22 protein-coding genes are annotated in these 25,649 nt (G+C 70.2%); 15 read left to right on the top strand and 7 right to left on the bottom strand.

Annotation, left to right across the window (positions count from 1 at the left end; genetic code table 11):
- Positions 1-18 precede the first annotated feature (18 nt).
- Both larA and OG900_05030 read right to left on the bottom strand, forming a co-directional pair.
- Complete coding sequence (larA, locus tag OG900_05025) at positions 19-1,317, bottom strand: nickel-dependent lactate racemase (GenBank protein WUH89575.1); 1,299 nt, start codon at positions 1,315-1,317, stop codon at positions 19-21.
- Positions 1,318-1,342: 25 nt separating this feature from the next.
- A complete protein-coding gene (locus OG900_05030) occupies positions 1,343-2,050 on the bottom strand; it encodes a FadR family transcriptional regulator (GenBank protein ID WUH89576.1) in 708 nt (235 codons plus the stop codon).
- Between the two features lie 260 nt (positions 2,051-2,310).
- On the opposite strand from OG900_05030, the gene OG900_05035 reads away from it, so the two are divergent.
- The 5 genes from OG900_05035 (at position 2,311) to OG900_05055 (ending at position 8,566) form a co-directional block, all read left to right on the top strand.
- Positions 2,311-3,615, top strand: a complete 1,305-nt coding sequence (locus OG900_05035) for a fuconate dehydratase (protein WUH89577.1) — start codon at positions 2,311-2,313, stop codon at positions 3,613-3,615.
- Positions 3,616-3,693: 78 nt separating this feature from the next.
- Positions 3,694-4,749, top strand: a complete 1,056-nt coding sequence (locus OG900_05040) for a sugar ABC transporter substrate-binding protein (GenBank protein WUH89578.1) — start codon at positions 3,694-3,696, stop codon at positions 4,747-4,749.
- 20 nt (positions 4,750-4,769) lie between these two features.
- Complete coding sequence (locus tag OG900_05045; protein WUH89579.1) at positions 4,770-6,278, top strand: sugar ABC transporter ATP-binding protein; 1,509 nt, start codon at positions 4,770-4,772, stop codon at positions 6,276-6,278.
- Positions 6,271-7,308 carry an ABC transporter permease gene (locus tag OG900_05050; GenBank protein ID WUH89580.1) on the top strand — a complete coding sequence of 346 codons (1,038 nt, stop codon included), beginning with the start codon at positions 6,271-6,273 and terminating at the stop codon, positions 7,306-7,308. The genes OG900_05045 and OG900_05050 overlap by 8 nt, the downstream gene beginning before the upstream one ends.
- 205 nt (positions 7,309-7,513) lie before the next feature.
- On the top strand, positions 7,514-8,566 hold the full coding sequence (locus OG900_05055) for a LacI family transcriptional regulator (protein WUH89581.1): 1,053 nt from the start codon (positions 7,514-7,516) through the stop codon (positions 8,564-8,566).
- Here OG900_05055 and OG900_05060 read toward each other — a convergent pair.
- Together OG900_05060 and OG900_05065 are read right to left on the bottom strand one after the other, a co-directional pair.
- A complete protein-coding gene (locus tag OG900_05060; GenBank protein ID WUH89582.1) occupies positions 8,543-9,859 on the bottom strand; it encodes a cellulose binding domain-containing protein in 1,317 nt (438 codons plus the stop codon). The two genes, OG900_05055 and OG900_05060, sit on opposite strands and share 24 nt — an antisense overlap.
- Before the next feature lie 153 nt (positions 9,860-10,012).
- Positions 10,013-11,200 carry a cellulose binding domain-containing protein gene (locus OG900_05065; protein ID WUH95618.1) on the bottom strand — a complete coding sequence of 396 codons (1,188 nt, stop codon included), beginning with the start codon at positions 11,198-11,200 and terminating at the stop codon, positions 10,013-10,015.
- Between the two features lie 660 nt (positions 11,201-11,860).
- Here OG900_05065 and OG900_05070 point away from each other — a divergent pair.
- Positions 11,861-13,270: an endo-1,4-beta-xylanase gene (locus OG900_05070; GenBank protein ID WUH89583.1), complete on the top strand. Its 1,410-nt coding sequence runs from the start codon at positions 11,861-11,863 to the stop codon at positions 13,268-13,270.
- Between the two features lie 94 nt (positions 13,271-13,364).
- Here OG900_05070 and OG900_05075 read toward each other — a convergent pair whose 3' ends face one another.
- The 3 genes from OG900_05075 to OG900_05085 all read right to left on the bottom strand — a co-directional run bounded on the left by OG900_05075 (position 13,365) and on the right by OG900_05085 (position 15,818).
- The gene (locus tag OG900_05075) at positions 13,365-14,327 is read right to left on the bottom strand and encodes a sugar kinase (protein WUH89584.1); all 963 of its coding nucleotides are present in this window, start codon (positions 14,325-14,327) and stop codon (positions 13,365-13,367) included.
- Entirely contained in the window at positions 14,324-14,998 is a 675-nt protein-coding gene (gene eda, locus OG900_05080) for a bifunctional 4-hydroxy-2-oxoglutarate aldolase/2-dehydro-3-deoxy-phosphogluconate aldolase (protein ID WUH89585.1), read from the bottom strand. Before eda ends, OG900_05075 begins: the two co-directional genes overlap by 4 nt.
- A gap of 136 nt (positions 14,999-15,134) precedes the next feature.
- The gene (locus OG900_05085) at positions 15,135-15,818 is read right to left on the bottom strand and encodes an FCD domain-containing protein (protein ID WUH95619.1); all 684 of its coding nucleotides are present in this window, start codon (positions 15,816-15,818) and stop codon (positions 15,135-15,137) included.
- Between the two features lie 502 nt (positions 15,819-16,320).
- On the opposite strand from OG900_05085, the gene OG900_05090 reads away from it, so the two are divergent.
- The 9 genes from OG900_05090 to OG900_05130 all read left to right on the top strand — a co-directional run bounded on the left by OG900_05090 (position 16,321) and on the right by OG900_05130 (position 25,623).
- Complete coding sequence (locus OG900_05090) at positions 16,321-17,700, top strand: ABC transporter substrate-binding protein (protein WUH89586.1); 1,380 nt, start codon at positions 16,321-16,323, stop codon at positions 17,698-17,700.
- A gap of 32 nt (positions 17,701-17,732) precedes the next feature.
- Positions 17,733-18,611 (top strand): sugar ABC transporter permease, encoded by an 879-nt coding sequence (locus OG900_05095; GenBank protein ID WUH95620.1) that lies wholly within the window; start codon positions 17,733-17,735, stop codon positions 18,609-18,611.
- Positions 18,601-19,554 carry a carbohydrate ABC transporter permease gene (locus OG900_05100; protein WUH89587.1) on the top strand — a complete coding sequence of 318 codons (954 nt, stop codon included), beginning with the start codon at positions 18,601-18,603 and terminating at the stop codon, positions 19,552-19,554. Before OG900_05095 ends, OG900_05100 begins: the two co-directional genes overlap by 11 nt.
- Before the next feature lie 110 nt (positions 19,555-19,664).
- A complete protein-coding gene (locus OG900_05105; GenBank protein WUH89588.1) occupies positions 19,665-21,596 on the top strand; it encodes a hypothetical protein in 1,932 nt (643 codons plus the stop codon).
- Positions 21,593-22,540: an aldo/keto reductase gene (locus OG900_05110; GenBank protein ID WUH89589.1), complete on the top strand. Its 948-nt coding sequence runs from the start codon at positions 21,593-21,595 to the stop codon at positions 22,538-22,540. The genes OG900_05105 and OG900_05110 overlap by 4 nt, the downstream gene beginning before the upstream one ends.
- The gene (locus OG900_05115; protein WUH89590.1) at positions 22,537-23,472 is read left to right on the top strand and encodes an amidohydrolase family protein; all 936 of its coding nucleotides are present in this window, start codon (positions 22,537-22,539) and stop codon (positions 23,470-23,472) included. Before OG900_05110 ends, OG900_05115 begins: the two co-directional genes overlap by 4 nt.
- Complete coding sequence (locus OG900_05120; GenBank protein ID WUH89591.1) at positions 23,469-23,807, top strand: L-rhamnose mutarotase; 339 nt, start codon at positions 23,469-23,471, stop codon at positions 23,805-23,807. Before OG900_05115 ends, OG900_05120 begins: the two co-directional genes overlap by 4 nt.
- 41 nt (positions 23,808-23,848) lie before the next feature.
- Entirely contained in the window at positions 23,849-24,853 is a 1,005-nt protein-coding gene (locus OG900_05125; GenBank protein WUH95621.1) for an alcohol dehydrogenase catalytic domain-containing protein, read from the top strand.
- A 5-nt stretch (positions 24,854-24,858) separates the two neighbouring features.
- On the top strand, positions 24,859-25,623 hold the full coding sequence (locus OG900_05130; protein ID WUH95622.1) for an SDR family oxidoreductase: 765 nt from the start codon (positions 24,859-24,861) through the stop codon (positions 25,621-25,623).
- Positions 25,624-25,649 lie beyond the last annotated feature (26 nt).

Raw genomic sequence — 25,649 nt, forward strand, 5'->3', positions numbered from 1 at the left:
AGCACATCCGGCGCCGCGTCAGGCCTGCTTCGCGGCGCCGGAGCCGTCAAGGTAGGGAATCGTCTGCGGGCCCTCGGGCAGCACGCACAGCCGCGCCCCCGGCCCGGCGGCGGCCAGCGCCCGGGCCACGGTTTCCGAGACGTCCCGGGTCTGCCGCAGGTGCGCGGCTGCCAGTTCGTCGTCGGTCAGGTAGGAGGTGGCCATCACCACGTTGCTTCCCGCCTGGATGCGGGCCTGGATCTGCACCTGCCACTGGTCGGGGACGGTCTCGGCGGCGGAGCGTGCCCCGATCGTCCTCAGCAGTTCCTGCGGCGAGGCCGCCGAGGCCAGGACCTGGCGGTAGGAGCCGTGGTCGGGGAAGCCGTCGCGGCATTCGGCGGCGCACACGATCGTCCCTCCCGGTCTGACGACCTGGAAGGCGGCCGACATCCCCTTCACCGCCTGGTAGAGGTTCTGGTCGAGCGGGAAGCCGGAGTTGGTCGTGACGACCACGTCGAACGGCTCGGGCACCGGGCGCATGGCCATGCGGGTGACGGCGGTCGTGGCGGCGGCGTGCATGGGGAGCAGGTCCCCGCCGAACGCGGCGACGATGTCCTTGTCCCGGTTCAGGATCACGTCGAGGGCGAAGGTGACGCCGGTGGCTGCCGCGATGGCGCGAACATCGTCGTGGACGGGGTTTCCACGGGTGACGCCCCAGGTGGCGCGGGGGCTGCCGATACGGGCGGCGTCGTGGAGGACGAGTACGGTCTCCAGTGCGGCCAGCCCGGGGGCGACGAGCTTGGGGCCGCCGGAGAAGCCCGCGAAGAAGTGCGGTTCGACGAACCCGGTGGTGATCCGCACGTCCGCCTCGACCCATTCCTTGTCGAGCCACACCGGCACCCCGTCGCCGTGGGTGCCCATCCAGGTCAGCCGGCTCCGGTCGCGTGCGTCGTGGTTGACCACGCGCACCCGGTCGACGATGTCGTCGCCGAGCATCCGCCGCAGTTCGGCGTCGGTGTTGCCGCGGTGGGTCCCGGTGGCGACCAGGATCACCACGTCGTCGAGCCGTACGATCCCCTCCATTTCCGCGAGGACGGCGGGGATCATGAGATGCCGCGGCTGTGGGCGGGTGCCGTCGCACATCGAGATCGCCACCGTGTGCCCGGGGCGGATACGCTCCCGCAGCGGAGGCCCGGCGACCGGGTGCCGCAGCGCCGCGGTCAGTACCGCGGCCTGGTCGCGAGCGGCCTCGTGGTGCACCGGTTCGACCACGGTGGTCACCGCGGGGTCGACGTCGATGTCCAGCCCGCTCTCGCCGTAGGCCAGGCGTGTCCTCACTCTTCCCGTCCTTCCGGCCCGCCAGTCACGGACGGCTGCCCGCGCTGCCGCCCTCCTGGTCGAAGTGCTCGCGCAGCCACTGCTCGGTCGTGCTCACATGGATCAGGGCAGCGGCCTCGGCCAGGGCGCGGTCCCGTGCGACCAGCGCGTTGTAGATCGCCCGGTGCTCCGCCACGGTCCGGTCGCCGGCCTTGTCGTCGACCAGCCCGCGCCACACCCGGGCACGTACCGTCCGGCTGGAGATGCCCTCCAGCAGGGTGGCCAGCGTGCTGTTGCCGGCGGAGGCGATGACGGCACGGTGGAAGGCGGCGTCGTGCTTGTTGAGCAGCTCGACGTCGTCGCGGGCGAGCGTCATGGCGTCCAGGTGGTACTTGATCTCGGTGAGGTCTTCCTCGGTGATCCGGCCGGCAGCCAGACCGGTGGCGATCGGTTCGAAGAGTCTGCGGACCTCGGTCAGCTCCAGCATCTTGTCGCCGCGGAGCAGTTCCACCGCGGACCCGAGGCCTTCCAGCAGCAGCGCCGGCTCAAGGCTGGTCACATAGGTGCCGTCGCCCCGCCGGATCTCCAGGACCCGTGCGACGACGAGGGCTTTGACCGCCTCGCGCATCAGGTTGCGGGAGAGCCCGAGGTCCGAGGCCAGCTGCTGTTCCGGAGGCAGTTTCGCCCCGGGGAGAAGCTCTCCCGACTGGATGAGTTCCCTGATCCGGGCGATGGCTTTGTCGGTCAGTGACATCGATGGTCCCCCACTCCCCTGCAGGCGCCGCATGAGACTAGCAGGGTCATCCAATGTCTGACCAGACATGGGATGGATAATCCCTGGTCGCGCGACATGCCCCCGTATCGCCCGCAGTCGGCCCCACCTGCAGCGTCAACAGCCGTTCTGCGCCGTCCTCTAGACAGGCGGTCGGCGTGGCCCGTATAAATCCATCCCATGTCATGGATGCAGCAATGCCCCTGGGCGCATACCCATGGGATCCGGAAGGGCCAGGGCGTATGGCCGAGCTGATCATCGCCGTGGAGACGGCCGATGTCCGCTTCCCCACCTCGCTCGACCTGGACGGATCCGACGCGATGAACCCGGAGCCGGACTACTCGGGTGCCTACGTGACCGTACGGACCAGCAGCGGGGCGACGGGCTACGGCCTGGCCTTCACCGTGGGCCGGGGCAACGAGGTGGAGGTCGCCGCCGTCCAGTCCCTCGCCCGACTCGTGGTGGGCCTGCCGGTCGACGAGGTGCTGGGCGACCTCGGCGGCTTCTCGCGCCGCCTGACCGGCGACAGCCAACTGCGGTGGCTGGGGCCGGAGAAGGGCGTGATCCACATGGCCGCGGCGGCGATCGTCAACGCCGTCTGGGACCTCTACGGCCGCCGGGAGGGCAAGCCGGTCTGGCGCCTGCTGGCCGAGCTGTCCCCTGAGCAGTTGGTCGACCTGGTGGACTTCCGCTATCTGCGGGAGGCCCTGACCCGCGAGGAGGCTCTGGACATCCTGCGCCGAGCCGAGCCCGGCCGGGCCGAGCGGGCCGAGCGGCTGATGTCCGAGGGGTTCCCCGCCTACACCACCACACCGGGCTGGCTCGGCTACTCCGACGAGAAACTGGTCCGCCTGTCGAAGGCCGCCGTCGCCGAGGGCTTCACGCAGATCAAGCTGAAGGTGGGGGCGGACCCCGACGAAGACGTCCGGCGGATGCGGCTGGCCCGCGAGGCGGTCGGACCGGACATCCGTATCGCCGTCGACGCAAACCAGGCGTGGGGCGTGCAGCAGGCGATCGAGTGGATGCGGCAGCTGGCTCCCTACGACCCCTACTGGATCGAGGAGCCCACCTCCCCTGACGACATCCTCGGCCATGCCGCCGTCCGCAAGGCGGTCGCGCCGATCAAGGTGGCCACCGGGGAGCACACGCACAACCAGGTGATGTTCAAGCAGCTGCTGCAGGCCGGCTCCCTTGACATCCTGCAGATGGACGCCAGCAGGACCGCGGGGGTGACGGAGAACGTCGCGATCCTGCTGCTGGCCGCCAAGTTCGGCGTCCCGGTGTGCCCGCACGCCGGAGGCCTGGGCCTGTGCGAGATGGTCCAGCACCTGGCCATGTTCGACTACGTGGCCGTCTCCGGCTCCATGCGGAACCGCGTCATCGAGTACGTCGACCACCTCCACGAGCACTTCACCGACCCGGTGCGCATCCGCCAGGGGCGCTATCTGGCGCCGACCGCCCCCGGGCTGAGCGCCGAGCTGCACGCGCAGTCAGCGGCCGCCCACCGCTTCCCCGAGGGCGCCGTGTGGAGGCGGAAGGCGGCATGAGCGGCCCGCGCCGCATCCGCCTCCGCAGCTGACCCAGCCCGCCCCGTACGCGCAAATGACCCCGAGGAGACCAGAGCAATGAAGCCAGCCTCCAGCAGAACCACGGCCCTGGCAGCCGTCCTCGCCGCCGTGGCGATCCCGGTGCTCGCCGCGTGCAACTCCGACTCCGGCGGCTCGTCCGCCGTCGGCGTGGACTACCCCCGCTCCGACACCGACTTCTGGAACTCGTACATCAAGTACACGCCGCAGTTCGCCAAGCAGCTCAAGATGACGCTGAAGACGACGAACTCCCAGAACGACGTGGCCAAGCTCACCGCCAACATCCAGACCTTCATCAGCCAGGGCGTCAAGGGCGTGGCGATGGCTCCGCAGGACACCGCCGCGATCGCCCCGACGCTCGACCAGCTGGCGAGCAAGAAGATACCCGTCGTCACCGTCGACACCCGCCCCGACAGCGGCAAGGTGTACATGGTGGTCCGTGCCGACAACCGGGCCTACGGCGAGAAGGCCTGCCAGTTCCTCGGCGCCAAGCTCGGCGGCAAGGGGGAGGTCGTCATGCTGGAGGGCGACCTGTCCTCGATCAACGGCCGGGACCGCACGGAAGCCTTCAACTCCTGCATGAAGCAGGACTTCCCCGGCATCAAGGTCTACGGGGAGGCCACCAACTGGGACGGCGCCACCGCGGCGCAGAAGCTGCAGACGGACCTGACCGCCCACCCCGGCATCAAGGGCGTCTACATGCAGTCCAGCTTCGCCCTGTCCGGCACCTTGCAGGTCCTCAAGCAGAAGGGGCTGCTCGTGAGCCCCGGCGACCCCAAGCACGTCTTCGTCGTGTCCAACGACGGCATCCCGGAGGAACTCAGCGACATCGCCGCAGGCAAGATCGACGCCACCGTCTCCCAGCCGGCCGACCTGTACGCCAAGTACGCGCTGTACTACCTGCAGGCCGCCCTGGACGGGAAGACCTTCAAGCCGGGCAAGACCGACCACGCCAGCACCATCATCCAGGTCCGCCCGGGGGTCCTGGAGGACCAGCTGTCCGCACCGCTCGTGACGGCCGACGGCGCCACGTACGGCGGGGTGGCCAGTGTGAAGAACACGGACACCTCCCTGTGGGGCAACCACCTCGGCTGACCGGAAAGGCGACACCAGTCATGGGTACGGCAGCGCCCGTCGCCGAGGCGTCGGGAATCGTCAAGCAGTTCGACTCCACCGTGGCGCTCGACGACGCCCACATCACGATCCACCAGGGACAGACCCACGCACTCGTCGGCCGCAACGGCGCGGGAAAGTCCACCCTGGTGTCCATCATGACCGGCCTGCAGGCCCCCGACCGGGGAACTGTCGCCTTCGACGGCCGGCCCGCCCCGCGGCTGGCGGACCGCGACGCCTGGCGCAGAAGAGTCGCCTGCGTCTACCAGAAGTCCACGATCATCCCGGAAGTGACCGTCGCGGAGAACCTGTTCCTGCACCGCCTGGACCGCGGGCCGCTCGGGCTGGTCCGCTGGAGTGAGGTCCGGCGCAAGTCCCGCGAACTGCTGGAGACGTGGTCGGTGGACGTGGACGTACGCCTCCCGGCCCGAGAACTGACCATCGAACAGCGCCAGTTCGTCGAGATCGCGCGGGCGCTCTCCTTCGGCGCGCGGTTCATCGTCCTCGACGAGCCGACCGCCCAGCTGGACGGTGCGGCCATCAGCCGGCTTTTCGCCCGGATCGAGGACCTCCAGCAGCAGGGCGTGACCTTCCTGTTCATCAGCCATCACCTGCAGGAGGTCTACGACATCTGCGACACCGTGACGGTCTTCCGCGACGCCCGCCACGTCCTCACCGCGTCCGTGGCGGACCTGCCGCGCGGCGAGCTGGTGGCCGCCATGACGGGCGACGCTGCGGCCACCGGCCGGCGCGGGTCACGCCGGCCGCCCCCGTCCGGCGCGGGCGGCACTCTCGCCGTCGGGTCCCTCACCAGCGCCGGCGCCTACCAGGGCGTCTCGTTCGAGGTCGGCGCCGGCGAGATCGTCGGTCTGGCCGGCGCTGCGGGCAGCGGCCGCACCGAGGTCGCGGAAACCGTCGTGGGACTGCGCGCCGCCGACAGCGGGACCGTGGACATCGCCGGTGTCCGTCCCCGGCCCGGCAGCGTTCCCGGCACGCTCGCCGCGGGAGTCGGCTTCGTCCCCCAGGACCGGCACCACCAGGGGTACGTGCCGCACATGTCCATCGCCGACAACGGCACCCTGACCGTCCCCCGCCGCCTGGGCAGTTACGGATTCATCAACGGGCGGGTGCGCGAGGAGCTCGCGCGGGCGGCGATCGACGACCTGGCCATCAAGACACCCGGCCCCGACCTGCCTGTCGCCGGACTGTCAGGGGGCAACCAGCAGAAGGTGGTCATGGCCCGTGCCCTCGCCAACGACCCGAGACTGCTGGTCCTGATCAGCCCGACCGCGGGCGTCGACGTCCGGTCCAAGGAGTTCCTGCTGCACAAGGTGGAGGAGACGGCCGCCGGCGGCACCGCCGTCCTGCTCGCCTCCGACGAACTGGACGACCTGCGCATCTGCGACCGGGTCCTGGTCATGGTCCAGGGCCACGTCGTCGCCGAAATGCCCCGCGGATGGAACGACCACGACCTGGTGGCCGCCATGGAAGGAGTGGACCTCGATGCCTGACACCGTGGCCACGGGTACACCGAAGGACTCCACCGACCCCTCGAAGCCCGCCGTGTCGGCCGAGCGGCGGATCGCCTTCGCGCGCCTGCGGGACCTCGCCCTGATCCCGCCCATCATCGTGATCGCGATCGTCGGCCAGCTGGTCAACTCCGTCTTCCTGCAGACCGACAACATCATCAACGTCCTCCAGACGATGTCGGAGATCGCGGTCCTGGTCCTGGCGGAGACGATGGTCCTGATCGTCAAGAAGATGGACCTTTCACTGGAATCCACCGTCGGCCTCGCGCCCGGCATCGCCGCCTGGCTCACCGTGCCCTCCGGCGCGGGCCACGGCCTCGGCCTGCTGCCGGGCGGCTGGGCCGTCCCGGTGACGCTCGCCGTCGGGCTGGCCATCGGCGCGGTCAACGCCCTGTTCATCATCAACTTCGGCCTGAACGGCTTCATCGTCACCCTGGGCATGCTGATCGTGCTGCGCGGCGTCCTCACCGGGGTCTCCGGCGGCCAGACCTTCTTCCACCTGCCCGGCTCCATGCTCTACCTGGGATCCACCGAATGGCTGGGGATGCCGGCCTCGGTCTGGGTGTGCCTGATCCTCTTCGCGATCGGCATCGTGGTCCTGGGCTTCACCAGCTTCGGCCGGTCGCTGTACGCCATCGGCGGCAACGTCGACGCGGCCAAGGCGGCCGGCATCCGCACCGACCGGGTGCTGTGGACCGTCATGATCACCGCGAGCGGCCTGGCAGCCCTCAGCGGCCTCATGCTCTCCGGCCGCCTGGCCTCCGTCGCCTCCGCGCAGGGCAACAGCTACATCTTCACCGTCTTCGCCGCGGCCGTCATCGGCGGCATCAGCCTCAACGGCGGCAAGGGCAGCGTCTTCGGAGCCTTCACCGGCATCCTGCTGCTCTACCTCATCCAGAACGTCCTCACCCTCGGCGGTGTCCCCGCTCAGTGGATCGGCGCCCTCAACGGCGGCATCATCCTCATCGCCCTGGCCCTGTCCCGCGTCACCGGCGGGAAGATCCAGGAGTAGGCCGGGGCCGGACGGCTTGCCGCCCGTGGCGCCGCCCCCGGATCGGGGACGCCGCCACGGGCGGTCCGGTCTCCGCGCCTCACGACGTTCCAGGGCCGATCGGGGCGCCCCGGCTCAGCGGTGCCCCTGGGGCGGCGAGGCAGGACCCGAACCGATTCGACGAAGATAGGGTTCACCCTCGCGAGCGGACTGCGGGAGGGAGCACATGAACATCGGGGAGATCGCCCGGCGTGCGGGGGTGTCGCGCAGCACCGTCTCGTACGCGCTGAGCGGCAAGCGCCCGGTCGCGCCCGCGACCCGCACGCGGATCCAGGACGTGATCGACGAGCTGGGCTACCGTCCGAACGCCACCGCGCGAGCGCTGAAGGAGGGCAGGACCCGCACGCTCGGACTGGTGATCCCGCCGGCGAGCAAGAGGCTGACCCACATGCAGCTGGACTTCGTCGCCGGCGTGGTCGACGTCGCGGCCGACGCGGACCTGGACGTCCTGCTGTCCCCTTCCGGCGGCGACCACGACCGGTCCTTCGAGCGGCTGGTCTCCGAAAGCCGCGTCGACGGCGTCATCCTGATGGAGATCCGGGTCGAGGACGCCCGCGTGGGCCGCCTGCAGCAGACAGGGCTGCCCTTCGTCGGCATCGGCCACCCCGCGGACGATGAGCGGATGTGCTGGATCGACATCGACTACGCAGGCCTGATCCACCACACGGTGCGCCACCTGGCAGACCTCGGCCACCGCAAGGTCGCCCTGGTGAACCGCTCCCCCGAGCTGGTCGCGGCAGGTTACGGTCCGGCGCGCCGGGCGAGTGAGGGGTTCACCGCCGCAACCCGGGAGCGGCACCTTGAGGGCGTCGAGGCCACATGCGGCGACGACGCCCGCTCGGGCCAGGAGTGCGTCGAGCAGCTCCTGCGGGACCATCCCGACCTGACCGCCGTCACGACCGTCAACGAGGCCGCTCTTCCGGGTGTTCAGCGCGCTCTCGCCGATGCGGGGCTGAGCGTTCCCTCCGACTTCTCCGTCACCGGGGTTGCGGGCCGGATGTGGGCCGAGGACTTCCGACCGCCGCTGACGGCGGCGGACGTCCCCGCCCAGGAGATGGGCGCGCAGGCGGTGGCCCTGCTGATCGAGCGCATCGCCGAGCCGGCTACGCAGCCCCGGCACATCCTGCTGGCCCCTCCGGTCTCCCTGCGGGCCAGCACGGGGGCGGTCCGGTTCCGCTCCTCAGGCCCGCCCGGATCACGGACTGGTGCAGCTCAATGACACGTCGGCGGGCGTACCGGTGCCGAGGAAGCCGAACGTGGTCGACGCGGACGGTTGCAGTGAGCCGTTGTAGGAGACGTTGCGCACCGACACATCGGAGCCGCTGGTACTGATCGCACCGTTCCACACCTGACTGATGCTCTGGCCGCTGCCCAGCGTCCACCGCACGGTCCAGCCGCTGATCGCTTGGCCGCCCGCGGTGACCTTGACCTCGCCCTGGAAGCCGCCGGACCAGGTGTTGACGGTCGCGTACGTCGCCGTGCAAGCGCCCCCCTGGGTGCCTCCCGTGGTCGTGCCGCCGGTGGTCGTGCCGCCGGTGGTGGTGCCACCGGTCGTCGTGCCACCGGTCGTCGTGCCACCCGTCGTCGTGCCACCCGTCGTCGTGCCACCGCTGGTGGAGCCGCCCGGTGGCGCGTAGGGGCACTTGCTGTGGTAGATCGAAATGCCGCTGGGATCGGCCAGCGACGGGCAGAGGAACTTCGTGTAGCGGGTGTCGTTGTCGACGAAGATCTTGAGCCAGGGGATCAGGAGGCGCATCTCGGTGCTCTGCGGATGCGTGTAGTAGACGTGGTCGGCGCCGGCGATCTGCACGAAGTCGCTCTGCGTGGCGGCCGGCATGGTGGCGTAGAGGCCGTCGAGGTACGAGGGGGTGACCACGGTGTCGTTCTGCCCGGCCATGACCATCGTCGGCACCTGGTCGGTGGACATGTTCTGCGACGGTGAGAAGGGCGCCAGGGCGACCGCGGCCTTGAGCGACGGCCGGTGCTCGGAGGCGTACACCACGCCACCACCACCCATGGAGTGGCCGATCACGGAGAGCCGGCTCGTGTCGACGCGGTCCCGTACCGGACTGCGCTGGGTGAGGTAGTCCAGCGCTGCCAGGAGTTGGGTTCCCCGAGCGGCGTCGTAGTCGGTACGGCTGTTGGTCTCGATGCCGATCACGACGAACCCGAAGGAGGACAGCCAGGGTCCCATCCAGGCTTCCTCATTGGCGAACAGGGCGGTGTATCCGGGGACGATGGCCACCGCGCCCCAGGTGCCCGCGCTGGTGTCGGTGGGGTAGTAGATCGTGCCGCCGTTGAATCCGTTGCCCGGCGCGACGCTCGTCTGCGCGGTGGCGAACGGCCCCCTGGAAGCGGCCACGCCGGCCAGCGTGGGGTCGGGTCCCCGCTGGTAGGGATTGTCCGCGGCCGCCGCCGGCTGGAAGGCCAGCAACACCGCGAGCAGTCCCGCGACGGCCACCAGTGCGGCCACGACCGTTCTGACCGACCAGGGCCGTGAACGCTCGTACATCGTCTTTCCTTGACCGCCCGTGGGCGCTTCCCAGGCTAGGTGCACGGCACGTCTTCCTTCCGGACAGCAGCCGGTGCGGACACCGGCTGCCGGTCGTCGTGTGTGTCTCCGTCTTGGCAGGTGAAGGAGTGGGGACCTCGGCGCGGCCGGAGGTCAGGAGCAGGAGGTGCCGTTGAGGGTGAAGTGGGCGGGTTGGGCGTAGGTGCCGGAATATGTGCCCTGGAAGCCGAACGACTGCGTGCCGCCGGCCGGGATCTGGGCGTTGTAGGAGAGATTGGACGCGGTGACGGACCCGGAGGAGGGCGACACGGTCGCGTTCCAGGCACTGGTGATCGACTGGCCGGACGGGAGGCTGAAGCCGACCTTCCAGCCGTTGACAGCGGTGGACCCGGTGTTGGCCACGGTGACGTTGGCCGTGTACCCGCCCGCCCAGGTCTGCGGGGTGACGGTCACCTTGCAGGACGGCGAACCGGAGCCGCCGGTGGTGCCACCGGTGGTAGAGCCCCCGGTCGTCGTACCGCCGGTGGTGGACCCGCCGGTCGTCGTACCGCCGGTGGTGGAGCCGCCGGTGGTGGAGCCGCCGGTGGTGGAGCCGCCGCCGATGTTCACCGAGGACGAGAAGGACGTCACCGCGAGGCCGGCGCCGTTCTGCCAGGGCTCGAAACCGGCCTGGACGCTGGTGAGGTACCAGGAGTTCTGGGCCAGGCCCCGGCTGATCGTCTCGTTGGCGAAGGCCTTGACGTCGAAGTTCCAACTGCCGATGGCCGAGGGCGCCACGAAGGAGATCACGTCGTTGGAGCCGTTGTTGCCGGTCCACACGGTCCAGCTGCGTCCGGCCACGTTCGCGGTTCCCACGCGGGAGCCGACGGGCTGGACGGGACTGGTCTGGTTGTACCAGACCATGATCTCGGTCTTGTTGACGCCGTCCTTCTTGGCCGTCGGGTCGAGCCAGATGTCGTAGGCGGCGTCGTAGACGGCGTTGCCGACGTAGCTGAACGAGACGCTCGTCGGCGCGCTGCTGATCGTGCTGAGCTGCGCGGGCAGGTTGGTGCCCGGCGAGCAGTTGGTGTAATGGCAGCCATAGAAGACCGACGGGTACGACTTGGGTCCGCCGTTGGTGGCGGTGCCGTCGGCCTGGGTGACCTGGAAGCCGCTACTGGTGACGTTGATGCACTGGGTCGCGGTGGTGCCCCATCGGTTGTTCTGGACCACGTAACGGCCCTGGATGGTGGTCGAGCCGTACTGGTCGCAGATCTGCGTGTCGGCATGAGCGGCAGGAGCGGCGGTCAGGGCGACTAGACCCCCGACGGCGACGCCGAGCGCCACGGCTGCTGCCAGCATCGCCTTGCGGGTCGTTCGGAAGGCTCGCTGAAGTCTGGACATGTTGTCCCTTCGACGCGCACTGAAGTGGGGGGAGAAGGACAGGCAGCGTGGGGCACCGTCCACGGGACGGGAGTGGGAGCGCTCCCAAACAACTCCGGACGCGGACCGTGAACGCAGGCCCCTCGCAGACGACGGCGGTTCGACAGGTGGCGCATCCTGTCCGGCGTGCGAGACGTTGGCAAGTGTGCACGCGCGATCCGCGAAACGTCAACGCCCGGGAATCGAAATTTTCGAGGCTCCCGCCGCCGGCCGGGAGCGGGAGAGATCGCCCCCGATCTGATCGGCCCTGGTCGAGGCGCTGGTGGCAGCGCGAGTTTGGCCAAGTGCACCGTGCCCGGAGGTGCTTCACGCAGGAGGCGCCCCGCTGTGAGATGTCTTGACGTGCCCCGGTGGGCGTCCTATGGTGCCGCGAATCGATCGTGGAAATCTCGAAAATTTCGCCCTTCCCTCCTCGCGGAGGCAAGCAGATTGTTAGCGCTCACCTACCCGTCAGGGCAGGCCGTGCGCTGAGAGCAGCAGGGCACCCGGCCCTCCGGTCGATGCCCTGTCCCCCCACCGTTAGGAGCACCTTCCGACATGTCTTGGCTCACCGGACATCGAAGCATCCAAAGAAAAGCCGTGGCGGCGGCCACCGGAGTGGCCGTCAGCGCCTCGCTGGCTGTCGTCGCCCTGGCGACATCGGCGCCTCATGCCGCGGCGGCGGGTTCGCTGGGTTCGGCTGCTGCGCAGTCGGGCCGGTATTTCGGTACGGCGGTGCCGGCGAGCAAGCTCGGCAACTCGGCGTACTCCACCATTCTCGACCGGGAATTCAACATGATCACCCCGGAGAACGAGATGAAGTGGGACACCATCGAGCCGTCCCGCGGGAACTTCAACTTCGGTCCCGCGGACCAGATCGTCAGCCACGCCCAGGCCCACGGCCAGCGGATGCGCGGCCACACCCTGGTCTGGCACAACCAGCTGCCCTCCTGGGTCTCGAACCTGTCCGCGTCGGACCTGCAGTCCGCCATGGACAACCACATCACCACCGAGATGAACCACTACAAGGGCAAGGTCTACGCCTGGGACGTGGTCAACGAGGCCTTCGCCGACGGCGGCAGCGGCCAGCACCGCAGCTCGCCCTTCCAGGACAAGCTCGGCAACGGCTTCATCGAGCACGCCTTCCGCACCGCCAGGTCCGCCGACTCGAGCGCGAAGCTCTGCTACAACGACTACAACATCGAGAACTGGTCGGACGCCAAGACCCAGGGCGTCTACAACATGGTCAAGGACTTCAAGTCCCGCGGCGTCCCGATCGACTGCGTCGGCTTCCAGAGCCACTTCGGATCCAGCGGACCGCCCTCCAGCTTCCAGACGACGCTGACGAACTTCGCGGCACTGGGTGTCGACGTCCAGCTCACCGAACTCGACATCGCCCAAGCCGGCACCACCCAGTACACCAACACCGTCCGAGCCTGCCTGAACGTCGCCCGCTGCACCGGCATCACCGTCTGGGGCATCCGCGACAGCGACTCCTGGCGCTCCGGCGACAACCCGCTGCTCTTCGACGGCAACGGCAACGCCAAACCCGCCTACACCGCGGTGCTCAACACCCTCAACTCCGGCGGCTCGACCTCGTCGCCGACCTCGCCGACCACACCGCCGAGCAGCGGCAACACCAGGACGATCAAGGGTGCCGGCTCAGGACGCTGCGTGGACGTGCCCAACTCCACCACCACTGACGGCACCCAGGTGCAGCTGTGGGACTGCTCCGGCAACAGCAACCAGCAGTGGACCTACACCTCCGACAGCGAGCTGAGGGTCCTGGGCAGCAAATGCCTGGACGCGGCCGGGACCGGCAACGGCGTCAAGGTGCAGATCTACTCCTGCTGGGGCGGCGACAACCAGAAGTGGCGCGTCAACTCCGACGGAACCATCGTCGGGGTCCAGTCCGGGCTGTGCCTGGATGCGACCGGCGCCGCCACCGCCAACGGGACGCTGATCGAACTGTGGACCTGCAACGGGGGCAGCAACCAGAAGTGGAGCTGAACCAGCCGCGGTAGTGCCGCCGCCCCCGGCCTCGTCGCAGGCCGGGGGTGGTGTGCCGGGATCGCCCCGGCACACCGCTGTCATCGGCACCGGCTCACCTCATGACGTCCTGGACGGACTCCAGAGCCGCCAGCTCCGGTCGCCGGGGAAGCCCTTCGCAGTCCCCCGGCACGCTCACCGCGTACGCGCCTGCGGCGACAGCCGTCCGCAGCCGCTCCGACGCGGGCCTGCCGGCCAGGAGTTCGGCCAGGTATCCGGCGACGAACGCGTCGCCGGCGCCGACCGGGTCGACGACCTCGACGGGCAGAGCGTCGAGCCGGTGGTCAGCGCCCTCGATACGTGCCGTGCAACCCCGTGCCCCGTCCTTGATGACCGCCTGAGCCGGCCCCAGCGCGGCCAGCCCTTCCGCCAGAGCGGCGGCCGAGGACCCGCCGTCCGCGCCGAGCACCAGCTGCGCCTCCTCCACGCCCGCGAACACCACGTCGGCGAGCGCGACGAGACGTCGAAGCGTAGGGCCGGCTGCTTCGGGGCTCCACAGTTTGCGGCGGTAGTTGACGTCGACGCTGACCGGCACCCCGGCGGTCCGGGCCCGGTCGACGGCGCCGAACACCGTGTCGCGGGCCGAGGGGGACAGCGCTGTCGTGACGCCGCTGACGTGCAGGACCCCCGCGGCCTCGACGCAGCCCTGCGGGACGTCCTCCGGGCTCAGCCGGGATCCGGCACTCCCCGCGCGGTGGTAGTCCACGCAGAGCGCGCTGCCGAAGCGGCGGTGCTTGACCATCAGTCCCGTATAGGCCCCGTCGCGGGCCGCGAGGACGGCGACGCCCTCGGAACGCAGGCGGCGCTCGATCATGTCCCCCGTCGCGTCGGCGCCGAGCCGGCCTATCCAGGTGGCGGGCGCTCCCAGCCGGGACACTCCGATGGCGACGTTGCTCTCGGCGCCACCGATGCCGTAGGTGAAGGTGCGGGCGTACTCCAGGGAGCCGATCTCGACTGCGGTGACCAGTCCCATGGTCTCCCCGAGGGTGACCAGGCCCGGCATGCCCGTCGCGGTCATGCGGACCGCCTCTCCGCGGTGGTCGCCGCCAGCTGCGCGGCCTGCGCGCACAGCGTGCGGATCCGGTCCCACGCGTGCCGGGCCAGGAGATCGCGCGGAGCCATCCAGCTGCCGCCGATCCCCAGCACCGACGGCTCGTCCAGATACGCGGGGGCGTTGTCCTGGCCGATGCCTCCGGTCGGCATGAAGGCGATGTCGGGTATGGCGGAGGCGAACGCCCGCAGGGCGGGCACACCGCCTGACTGCTCGGCGGGGAAGAACTTCGCCGCCGGCAGCCCGTATCTGCGCGCGCGGAGGACCTCCCCGGCCGTCGCGACTCCGGGCAGGACCGGCACACCGAGCTCCAGGCACCGTTCGACGACCGCCGGGTCGAGGCCGGGCGAGACGATGAAGCGCGCTCCGGCCTGCACCGCCTGGTCGACCTGCAGTGGCTCCAGGACGGTCCCGGCGCCGGCGAGCAGTTCCGGATGGTCGGCCAGCTTGCGCAGGACCCGCAGGCCGGCCTCGGTGCGCAGGGTCACCTCGGCGCAGAGCAGCCGGGACTCCGCCAGGACCTCCGCCAGTGGCGCCGCCGCCTGCACGTCGTCGACGACCAGCACCGGCACGACGGACGCGGACCGGATCCGCGCCAGCACCTCGGCGGTGCCGGGCAGGGGTGGGCGGGATTCCATGACGCATCGTCTCCTCGGTGCTCGGGTGAAGTGCGCTGCGCGGGGCAACGCGGCATGGCGCGTGGGCTGTTTCGCGGACCCGGGAGGGCCCACGCGAGGGGCATCGGCGGCGTGCGGGGACGGAACCGCCCGCGGCTCAGCCGAAAACGCGGCGCTGGATCTCGCGCCGGTAGTCCTCAAGGGTCTGGTCCAGGTGGAGCGCGGCCGCCAGCGCCGCGGCCTCCGCATCGCCGTCCTTGATCGCCTGGTGGATCGCGGCGTGCTCCGCCACGGCCTCATTGGCGTGGCCGCCGACCGTGCCGTGCAACCCGATGGTGCTGGACTGGCGTTGGAGACGCCGGGCCTCGCGGACCGCGTCCACCAGGAACGGATTCTGCGAAGCCTTGGCGACGCTGAGGTGGAAGTCGTCGTCACCCCGGTCGAACAGGTCGCGCCGGCCCGTCAGATGGCCCTCCCGGCACGTCTCGGCCGCCTGCTCGATCGCCCGCAGGTCCGCCGGCGTCGCACGCGTCGCCGCCAGCCGGCTGGCCGCGGCCTCCTGCACCCGCCGGAACTCGAACAGCCGGTAGACATGGTCGAGGTCGGTCGGCAGGAAGAAGCTCCCCCACAACGACGAACCCAGCATGCCTTCATCGTTGGCCACGAAGAGGCCGCGGCCCTTCTGCGCGCGGATCCGCCCGATGGCCGACAGGATCTTGACAGCCTCACGCACCACCGTCCGGCTCGTGCCCAGCCGCGAGGCCAGCTGGTTCTCCGTCGGCATCCGGTCCCCCGGCTGCAGGTTCAGCTCGGCGATGAGCCGCAGGATCTCCTCGGCCACACGCTCGTAACCGGGTCGATAGGCCCCGGTGTCCTGCGTGTCCGGCGGCGCCGATGCGGAGCTGTCGGTCGCCGCAAGTACGGGGTTGCCGTCCAACGACCCGCCTCCTTCATCTCCCGTCGTCAGCCACGCGGTACGCAGCCGGTCCGACATTGCGCCGCAGCATACAACGGAGGTTCGTCCCGACGATATGTGTAGGACTTATTTCTCCCGCTGGTTCGTCGCAAATCCTCACAAATCGGTCAGAAGGTTGCGGCTGTGAGTTCATCGCGTTAAAAGAATCTTGGAAATAACCACGCTCATCCTGTTGACTTGACCGGGGTCTGGAGCTTGTTATGTGTGATCAAAGCGCGACGCTGCTTCGCCTGAAAAATTCAGGTCGGGACCGCTTCGTCCCGGCGGCCGTCACGCTCCCACCCGATTGCCTTCCTCTCCAGCAGTGCGACCCATCCCGGCCCACGTCCCAGCGATGGACGGGCCCCACGACGTAGTGGAGTTGTTCATGACAGCCAAGGTCCGCGCGGTCGGCGCGAACACACCCAACAGAACCCGCGGGAACCGCAGACGCACCGGCATGCTGGCCGTGGCCGGCGCCCTGGCTCTGGTCACGGTCGCCGCCTGCGGCGGAGGCAGCAGCGACAACGGTTCCAAAGGCGGCTTCAAGCCCGTCAAGCAGACAGGCGGCGCCCTGACGGTGTGGGTGGACGCCTCTCGTATGGACGCCGCGAAGCTGTACCAGAAGCAGCACCCCGACGTGAAGATGAACATCGTCAGCTACGACGGGGACGCGAACGGCTCCAACTACCTGCGCACGAAGGTCAGCCTGTTCAACCGCACCGGCAAGGGCTGGCCCGACGTGGTGTTCAGCTCCCAGAACAACGAGACCACCTGGGCCGTCGACGCAGGATTCACCGCCCCGCTGAACAAGGGTCTGATACCGCAGTCGACGCTGGCGGGCTGGGCCAAGGGCGCCAACAACCCCTGTACGGTCAACGGCACGCTGTACTGCCTGCGCAACGACCTCGCGCAGACGGTGCTGTGGTACAACGCCCCGCTGATGAAGCAGTGGGGATACCAGGTCCCGCAGACCTGGGAGGACTACCAGGCCCTCGGGCAGAAGGTGGCCACCGAGCACCCCGGCTACCTGGTCGGCTCGGCCGGCGACACATGGGCGCCCGAGCTCTACATGTGGCCGAGCAAGTGCGGTGCGAACCAGATCACCGGGCCCAAGGCGGTGACGGTCAAGACCACCGGCCCGGAGTGCACGCGGATGGCCTCGCTGCTCGACACCCTCATCAAGAACAAGACGATGTCGATGAGCAGCGTCTTCAGCACGGACTTCGACAAGAACGAGGCCGCCAAGATCCTCATGATGCCCGGCCCGTCCTGGTTCGGCGGCGCGCTGTTCCAGGGATCGTTCAAGACGCCGGCGCACCAGATCGCCGTCGCACCGATGCCGAAGTGGTCCGCGGACACCGAAAGCACCGCGGGCAACGTGGGCGGCGGCACCTGGCTGCTGTCGGCCCACAGCGCGAACCTCAAGGCCGCGACGGCCTTCCTCACCTGGGCGACCACCTCGGACGACTACCAGGCGAAGCTCGCACCCGGCTACCCCGCCTACACCTCCGCCGCGAAGAACTGGCTGGCCAAGCAGGCCGCCTCCGACTACTTCACCGGCGACATCTCCTCGCCCATGCAGGCCGCCGCGAACCAGGTCTGGCCCGGCTGGGGCTACGGCCAGTTCAGCCAGGAGGCCGTCTGGGCCGCCACGGTGACCCCCAAGCTGACGGCAGGCAAGACCATCGTGTCCCTGCTGCCGGCCTGGCAGACGGCCATCGCCAACTACGCCCGCGCCGCCGGCTACAAGGTCACCACCCAGTGACGGCGCAACCCACCGAGGCCGGCCGGGCACAGCTGCGCAACTCGCGCACGCTGTGGCCCGGCCGGGCCGGGCACAGCTTCGTCGCCGCCTACACGGTCCTGCTGATCGCCTTCGGACTCGTGCCGACCGGCTACGCGATCTACTTCGCCTTCACCGACGGCGGCGGCACCTTCAGCGGCCTGTCCAACTTCTCGACCGCCGTCAACGACTTCCGCTTCACACCGGCCGTCGAGCACGTGGCCCTCTACCTGCTCTGGTGGCTGGTGTCCCTGGTCGTGTTCGTCGTCGGGCTGGCGCTCCTGCTGCACCGCCTGGCGCTGAGCGGCGTCAGCAGGGCGCTGCGGTTCCTGTACTACGTGCCGGGCGCCCTCGCCGGAGCGGCCAGCGTCATGGTGTGGCTCTTCGTGCTCGACCCCACGGTCAGCCCGGTCGCCTTCCTGCTGCGGGCCTTCGGTTACCACACCTTCGGCGAGGTCATCGCCCCCGGGCACCTGCCGATCCTGTTCACCCTCATCGCCTTCTGGACCGGCGCGGGCGGCTGGATCGTGGTGATGTACGGGGCGCTGAACAACATCTCGCAGGACGTCCTGGAAGCCGCGCGGATCGACGGGGCCGGTGCCTGGCAGACGGCCTGGCGGATCCAGATCCCGCTGCTGCGCAAGTGGATCGTCTACATGGTCATCCTCGCCTTCGCCGGCGGCACCCAGCTGTTCGTCGAGCCGCAACTGCTGTCGCAGGCGAGCGTGGGCGTCGCCGGCCGGGACTACTCGCTCAACCAGCTCGCGTACGACTTCGCGTTCCAGAACAACGACGTCAACACAGCGGCGGCCGTGTCCGTGGAACTGCTGCTGGTCGGACTGGTCGTCGCAGGGGTCTTCGTGGCCAGATCGGGGTTCTTCGATGCGGACTGACATCCGGCGGCCTGCGGTCGCCACATCCTCCGGCAGCGGGCAGGTGCCCGGACGAGCGGACCGGACGCGGTCCGGCCGCCCGGTGCGCGGGCGTCTCAACCCGCTCCCGGCCCTGGTGCTCCTGCTGTTCGTGGTCTTCTTCGTGCTGCCGGTGCTCTGGCTGCTGCTGGCGGCCACCAAGACCGACGACCAGCTGGTGAACAACAACCCGCTGTCGTTCGGCTCCCTCCACGCGCTGCACGCCAACTGGAAGGCCCTGACCGCCTACCAGGACAACGCGATCTTCCTGTGGCTGCGGAATTCGGCCGTCTACTCCTTCCTCGCCCTGGTGATCACCCTGTGCGTGGCGGTGCCGGCCGGCTACGCGATGGCGATGACGGAGTTCCGCGGCCGGCGCGCCCTGCTGATCGCCACCCTCGTGGTGATGCTGATGCCGAACGCCACGCTGGTCGTGCCGCTCTTCCTTGAGGTCAACGCGGTCCACCTGATCGGCTCGATGTGGTCGATCATCCTGCCGTACGCGTTCTATCCGTTCGGGGTGTACCTGACCTACATCTACTTCAGCACCGCCCTGCCCCGGGAACTGCTGGACGCGGCGCGGCTGGACGGCTGCTCGGAATTCGGCGTCTTCCGCCGGGTGGCACTGCCGCTCGCGGCACCTGTCGTGGCACTGGTCGGATTCTTCAGCTTCGTCGCCAACTGGACGAACTACTACCTGCCGTACGTCATGCTGCCGCAGAGCGACCAGTTCCCGGTCCAGGTCGGCCTGGGGACCCTGCTCGACTCGGTCCCGCAGTTCAACCCGACGGCCAGCACGCTGCAGGTCGAGCGACCCGAACTGGCCCTGGCCACGCTGCTGGCGATCGTCCCCGTGCTGGTCGTCTTCCTCTTCTCCCAACGGTTCCTGGTCGCCGGCATGCTCGCCGGCGCGACAAAGAACTGACCCAGCCGGCCGCCCCGCACAGCGCGCAGCGCACCGCCCGCCCCGGCCGGTGTGCGGGCGGCGCTGTGCCCGGACGCGGCCGTGCCCGAACGCGAATGGAGCTCCTCCCGATGCATCCTGTCATCACGGCCTCGGTGCCGCTGCTCGAACCGCCGGGCTGGGCGACAGCGCAGCGCGAGCTGTTCGACCTGCTCGACCGGGCCTGGCGCCGGTTCGCCCGCGACTTCACCGGACCTGACGGGCGGCTGCGCTACACCGGCGAGCTGACCTCCCGCGACGGCGTCGACGACTTCTACGAGGTCTTCTTCAACTGGCCCCAGCTGTACCTGCTGGGCGGGGCCGACGACCTGCTGGCCCAGTCCGAGCACCACTGGGAGGGCGTCACCCGGCAGCTGACCGAGCTGGGCATGCTCAAGGACGAGTACGAACGCGGCTACGACTGGTTCCACCAGGGCGAGAGCCTGCTGCTGCTGTACTTCCTGTGCATGGCCGCCCCCGATCGGTGGGCCGGGCGGGCACAGCGCTTCGCGGATCTGTACGTCGACCCCGGGCACGGCAACTACGACGCCGACCGGCGCATCATCCGCCGGCCGCACAACGGCAGCGACCCCGGACGTGACGGCCTGTCGGACGGCGACGCCTACCCGTGGCTGCCGAAGGAAGCGCAGATGTACGGCTTCCCGCTCGGCTGGATCCTGCCCGCGGGCGCGGAGCAGCCGCCGCTCGACGCCGACCCGCGGCTCGGCGCGGAGATGCGCCGCCGGATGGGCGAGGGTGACACCGCGGTCAACCTCTCCGCGGCGGGACTGGTCCTGAACGCCTGGATCATCTCCGGCGAGCAGCGCTACGCGGACTGGATCGCCGACTACGTGGGCGCCTGGCGCGAGCGCGCCGCCGCCAACGGGGGCCTCCTGCCGGACAACGTCGCCCCGGACGGCACCGTCGGCGGGCTGCTGGAGGGGCGCTGGTACGGCGGCCACTACGGGTGGTCCTGGCCGCACGGCTGGTACAGCGTGGGACACGCGGCCATCGTCGCCGCGCTGGCGGGTGCCGCGGTCACCGGCGACGACTCGTACCTGGACATGGTGCGGCCGGTCCTGGACGAGATCATCTCGCACGGCAAGGTGATGGCTTTCACCGAGGCCGACTCCAGCATCAAGTCCAAGTGGATCCCGCAACTGGCGGAGGACGTGAGCGTCCCGACCTTCCACGTGCCCTTCCGGTACGAGGACGAAGGCTGGTTCGACTACAACCCCATGCTGATGGCCGTCCCGACGGCGCTGTGGCACCACACCGCCTCCGACGCCGACCGGGCGCGCATCGAACGCCTGCGCGCTGCCGCCGGATACGACTGGCGTACGGTCCGCTCCTTCCGCAGCAAGGAGGAGGCCGGCCACGAGGAGCCCTGGCTGGCCTTCCTGGCGGGCGACGACCCGGCCTATCCGGAGAAGATCCTGGCAGCGGCCCAGGCGCAGGTGCGGCACCGGCTGTCCCGTATGGAGAAGTACCGCGACTGGGACGTGCCGGAGGCGGACATCCACCTGTGGCAGCAGTCCAACCCCGTGGTCACCGAGGCGCTCGTCCAGCTGACCTGGGGCGGCCCCCAGGTGGTCTACAACGGCGGTCTGCAGCAGGCACGGGTGCGCTACCACGACGCCGCCGCCCGCCGTCCGGGGCTTCCCGCGGGGGTCGCGGCGCTGGTTTCCGCCATCGACCCGGACGCCACCGTCATCGACCTGGTCAACCTCGATCCCGAAGCGGCCCGATCGGTGATCGTCCAGGCCGGCGCGTTCAGCGAGCACACCATCCGCTCGGTGGACTACAGCGTCTGCGAGGACCCTTCCTGGATCGGCGACCTGTACGACTACGGGCACACCGCCCCGACGGTGACCACCGCGTCGGCGGTGGTCGGCGGACCCTGGCTGCAGGTGGAGCTCCCCCGCTCCAGCACCGTCCGGCTCACCTTGCAGCTCGGCCTGCGCACCCGGCCGCCCTCCTACCGCACCCCGTTCGACGAGCAGGCGCGGCAGGACGCCGCGTGAAGCGCCGCACGATGGGCACCACCGGTCTGGAGGTCTCCGAGCTGGGGTTCGGGGCGTCCCCGCTGGGCGCCGTGTACGGCGCGTTCGCCGAGCCCGACGGTATCGACGCCGTGCGTACCGCCCTGGACGTGGGGTTCTGTTTCTTCGACGTCTCGCCCTACTACGGGGCGACGCTCGCGGAGACGGTCCTGGGCAAGGCCCTGCGCGGTGTCGAGCGCTCCGGCTACGTCCTGGCGACCAAGGTCGGCAGATACGGGGACGACGAGTTCGACTTCACCGCCGACCGCGTCAAGAAAAGCGTGCACGAGAGTCTGAGGCGGCTGGGGACGGACCACCTCGACCTGGTGCAGTGCCACGACATCGAGTTCGGCGACCTGGACCAGATCGTCCACGAGACGCTCCCGGCCCTGCGCGAACTGCAGGACACCGGCCTGGTGCGTGCGGTGGGCGTCACCGGATACCCGCTCGGCGCGCTGCGGCACGTGTCGGCCCGGACACCGGTGGACACGGTGATGTCCTACTGCCAGTACACCCTGCAAGACCGGCGCCTGGCACAGCGCGGCCCCGATTTCGACCGGGCGGGCATTCCGGTGATCAACGCCTCGCCGCTGGCGATGGGGGCGCTCACCGAGCGGGGACCTGCCCCGTGGCACCCCGCACCGGCGCCCGTCCTGGAGCGCTGTGCGGCAGCGGCCGCGCTGTGCCGGGCCAGGGGGGTCGACATCGCCAAGCTCGCCGTCCAGTTCGCCGTCTCGACCGGCGGCTTCGCCTCCACCGTGGTCGGCACCTCCAGCGCGCAGCAGGTGCGCCGCCTCGCCGAGTGGATCGCCCAGCCCATGGACGAGGAGCTGCTGAGCGCCGTGGAGGACTGCCTGGCACCGGTGCTCGACCAGGGCTGGCTCAACGGGCGTCCCGAGAACCAGCACTCCGAGGAGCAGCCATGACGATGGATCAGCCGCCCGGTGGCGCCGAGGCGGAGCGTGCGCCGGTACTCGACAGCCACGTCCACTTCTGGGACCCGCAGCACCTGTCCTACCCGTGGCTCGCCGACGTTCCCCCCCTCGACCGGCGCTTCTCCCCCGCCGGCTTCCTCGGCGACGTGGACGAGCCGGTGGAGGCGGTCTTCGTCGAAGCAGGGCGGCATCCGGACCAGGCGGCCCAGGAAGTGCGGTGGGTGCGCGGCCTGGCACGTACCCAGCCGTGGATCCGCGGCGCCGTGGCGCACGTGAGCCTGGACGACCCCGCCGGGGCGCCGGACGCCGTCCGCGGTTTCGCCGCCGACCCCTTCGTCGTCGGCGTCCGCCACAACATCCAGGACGAGGAGCCGGGCTTCACCGAGGGTGCCGACTTCCGTGCCGGTGTGGGACTCCTGGGCCAGGCGGGACTGCCGTTCGACGCGTGCGTGCGGGAACGGCAACTCGGCGAGCTCGCCGAACTGGCGGCCGCGTGCCCGCAGACCCTCATCGTCCTCGACCACCTCGGCAAGCCGTCCGTCCCCGAACCCGACCCCTCGTGGCGGCCGGCCCTGCTCCGGCTGGCCCGGCGGGACAACGTCGTCTGCAAGCTGTCCGGGCTCGCCACCGAGGCGGCTCCCGGCACCGGCGCGCCCGCCCTGCTCGCCGTGCTCCGCGAGGTGCTGGAGGCGTTCGGCCCCGACCGCTGCCTCTACGGCGGCGACTGGCCGGTGATGACGCTCGCCACCTCGTACGGGTCCTGGATGGATCTGGTCCGCGAAGCGCTGTCCGATCTGCCGGCGGCCGACGCGGATGCGGTGATGCGCACCAACGCGGTCCGCACCTACCGGCTGCGGGACCGGCGGCCGGCACCCATGTCCGACGAGGCCGACCGGCCCGCATCAGCAAAGGAATCCGCATGAGACGCCTCGCCCAGACCATCCGGCTGCGGCCAGAACGCCGCGCCGAATACCTGGAGTTGCACTCCTCCGTGTGGCCGGGAGTGGAGGCCGCGCTGCGCGCGGCGAACATCCGCAACTACACGATCTTCCTTCGCGACGACGTGCTGTTCAGCTACTTCGAATACCACGGCGACGACTTCGAGGCCGACCTGGCCTCCATCGCCGCCGACCCGGACACGCAGCGCTGGTGGCGGCTCACCGACCCGTGCCAGGAGCCGTGGCCCGACAGCGGAGCCGGCGGGAACTGGTCCGACCTGGAAGAGATCTGGCACCTGAACGAGGAGTCCCCCGCGTGAACGCACGACGAGTGGCCTACACCGCGCCCCGGACGCTGGCGCTGGAGGCCGGCACCGCAACCGCGCCCCCGCCGCCAGGACACGTGGCGATCGACGTGGCGTACACCGGCATCTGCGGTACCGACCTGCACATCTTCCACGGCTCCATGGACGCCCGGGTGGGTCCGCCCCAGGTCATCGGGCACGAGATGTCCGGACGTGTGGCGGAGACCGCCCCCGACGTCACCGAGTGGAAGGCGGGGGACAACGTCACCGTCATGCCCCTGGTCCCGTGCGGGCAGTGTCCCGCGTGCCGCTCCGGCCACCGCCACATCTGCCACAACCTGGTGTTCCTCGGCATCGACGCGGCCGGCTCCCTGCAGTCCCGCTGGACGGTACCGGCCGACACGCTCGTCCGGCTCCCCGAAAGCCTGCCGCTGGACCACGCCGCGCTGGCGGAGCCCACCGCGGTGGCGGTGCACGACGTGCGGCGCGCCGGACTGCGGGACGGCGAGAAGGCCCTGGTCGTCGGAGGCGGGCCCATCGGCCTGCTCATCGCGATCGTCGCCCGCCGCGGCGGGGCCGACCTGCTGCTGGTCGAACTCGATCCCTACCGGCGCGGTATCGCCGAGTCGCTCGGCCTGGCGACGCTGGACCCCGCGGCGGTCGACGCGGCCGACGCGGTGGCCGACTGGACGGGCGGCGCCGGGGCGGACGTGGCCTTCGAGGTCTCGGGCGCCGCGGCGGGGGTGACCACCGCGGTCGACGCGCTGGCGACACGCGGGCGGCTGGTGCAGGTGGCCATCCACCCGGCTCCGCGCGAGATCAGCCTGCACCGCTTCTTCTGGCGCGAACTCACCCTTCTCGGGGCTCGGCTCTACGACCGGGAGGACTTCGAGACCGCGGTGGGCCTGATCGCCGAGGGCCACATCCCGGCCGAGTCGCTCATCTCACGGATCGAGCCCATCGACCGGGCGGCGCAGGCCTTCGAGGCACTCGAAGCCGGAGGCGGCGTCATGAAGGTCCTGATCGACTGCCAGTCCGACGCGGGAGCAGACGCACGATGACAACGATCCCTACGCCGTTCGACCTGACCGGCAAGCTCGCCGTCGTCACCGGCGCCAGCCGGGGCATCGGCCTCGCCGTCGCGGAGGCACTGGCAGCCGCCGGAGCCGACATCGTGGCTGTCAGTGCCCATATGGAGGCGTCCGGCAGCGAAGTCGAGAAGCGTGTGACCGCGCTGGGGCGCACCTGCACCGCCATCCAGGCGGACTTCGCCGACCGCGCCGCCGTCTCGCGCCTCGCCGCCGACCTCGGGGAGCTGGACCGGCCGGTCGACATCCTGGTCAACAACGCCGGGACCATCGCCCGTGCCCCGGCGGCGGAGCACTCCGACGACGACTGGGACCACGTCCTGACGGTGAACCTCAGCAGCCAGTTCACCCTGACCCGCGAGGTAGGGCGGCGCATGCTGAGCCGGGGGCAGGGCAAGGTCGTCTTCACCGCCTCCCTGCTCAGCTTCCAGGGCGGCATCAACGTCCCCGGCTACACCGCCGCGAAGTCCGGCATCGCCGGCCTGACCCGGGCGCTGGCCAACGAATGGGCCGGGCGCGGGGTGAACGTCAACGGCGTGGTGCCCGGGTATGTGGCGACCGACAACACGCAGGCCCTGCGGGACGACCCCGCCCGCTATGCCGCCATCCTCGACCGGATTCCCGCCGGACGGTGGGCCACACCGGAGGACATCGGCGGCGCCGCGGTGTTCCTGGCCTCACCCGCTTCCGACTACATCCACGGCGCCCTCATCCCCGTCGACGGGGGCTGGCTCGGCCGCTGACCGGCGCCGAGTCCTCCAGGGGTGAG

Source organism: Streptomyces sp. NBC_00433 (assembly GCA_036015235.1).
Taxonomy (GTDB): domain Bacteria; phylum Actinomycetota; class Actinomycetes; order Streptomycetales; family Streptomycetaceae; genus Actinacidiphila.

Coding starts and splice junctions, on each gene's coding strand:
- OG900_05035 (WUH89577.1), top strand. CDS start 2,311: ATGGCCGAGCTGATCATCGCCGTGGAGACGGCCGATGTCCGCTTCCCC.
- OG900_05040 (WUH89578.1), top strand. CDS start 3,694: ATGAAGCCAGCCTCCAGCAGAACCACGGCCCTGGCAGCCGTCCTCGCC.
- eda (WUH89585.1), bottom strand. CDS start 14,998: ATGGAATCCCGCCCACCCCTGCCCGGCACCGCCGAGGTGCTGGCGCGG.
- OG900_05050 (WUH89580.1), top strand. CDS start 6,271: ATGCCTGACACCGTGGCCACGGGTACACCGAAGGACTCCACCGACCCC.
- OG900_05090 (WUH89586.1), top strand. CDS start 16,321: ATGACAGCCAAGGTCCGCGCGGTCGGCGCGAACACACCCAACAGAACC.
- OG900_05065 (WUH95618.1), bottom strand. CDS start 11,200: ATGCTGGCAGCAGCCGTGGCGCTCGGCGTCGCCGTCGGGGGTCTAGTC.
- OG900_05060 (WUH89582.1), bottom strand. CDS start 9,859: ATGTACGAGCGTTCACGGCCCTGGTCGGTCAGAACGGTCGTGGCCGCA.
- OG900_05100 (WUH89587.1), top strand. CDS start 18,601: ATGCGGACTGACATCCGGCGGCCTGCGGTCGCCACATCCTCCGGCAGC.
- OG900_05075 (WUH89584.1), bottom strand. CDS start 14,327: ATGACCGCGACGGGCATGCCGGGCCTGGTCACCCTCGGGGAGACCATG.
- OG900_05045 (WUH89579.1), top strand. CDS start 4,770: ATGGGTACGGCAGCGCCCGTCGCCGAGGCGTCGGGAATCGTCAAGCAG.
- OG900_05030 (WUH89576.1), bottom strand. CDS start 2,050: ATGTCACTGACCGACAAAGCCATCGCCCGGATCAGGGAACTCATCCAG.
- OG900_05120 (WUH89591.1), top strand. CDS start 23,469: ATGAGACGCCTCGCCCAGACCATCCGGCTGCGGCCAGAACGCCGCGCC.
- OG900_05055 (WUH89581.1), top strand. CDS start 7,514: ATGAACATCGGGGAGATCGCCCGGCGTGCGGGGGTGTCGCGCAGCACC.
- OG900_05105 (WUH89588.1), top strand. CDS start 19,665: ATGCATCCTGTCATCACGGCCTCGGTGCCGCTGCTCGAACCGCCGGGC.
- OG900_05115 (WUH89590.1), top strand. CDS start 22,537: ATGACGATGGATCAGCCGCCCGGTGGCGCCGAGGCGGAGCGTGCGCCG.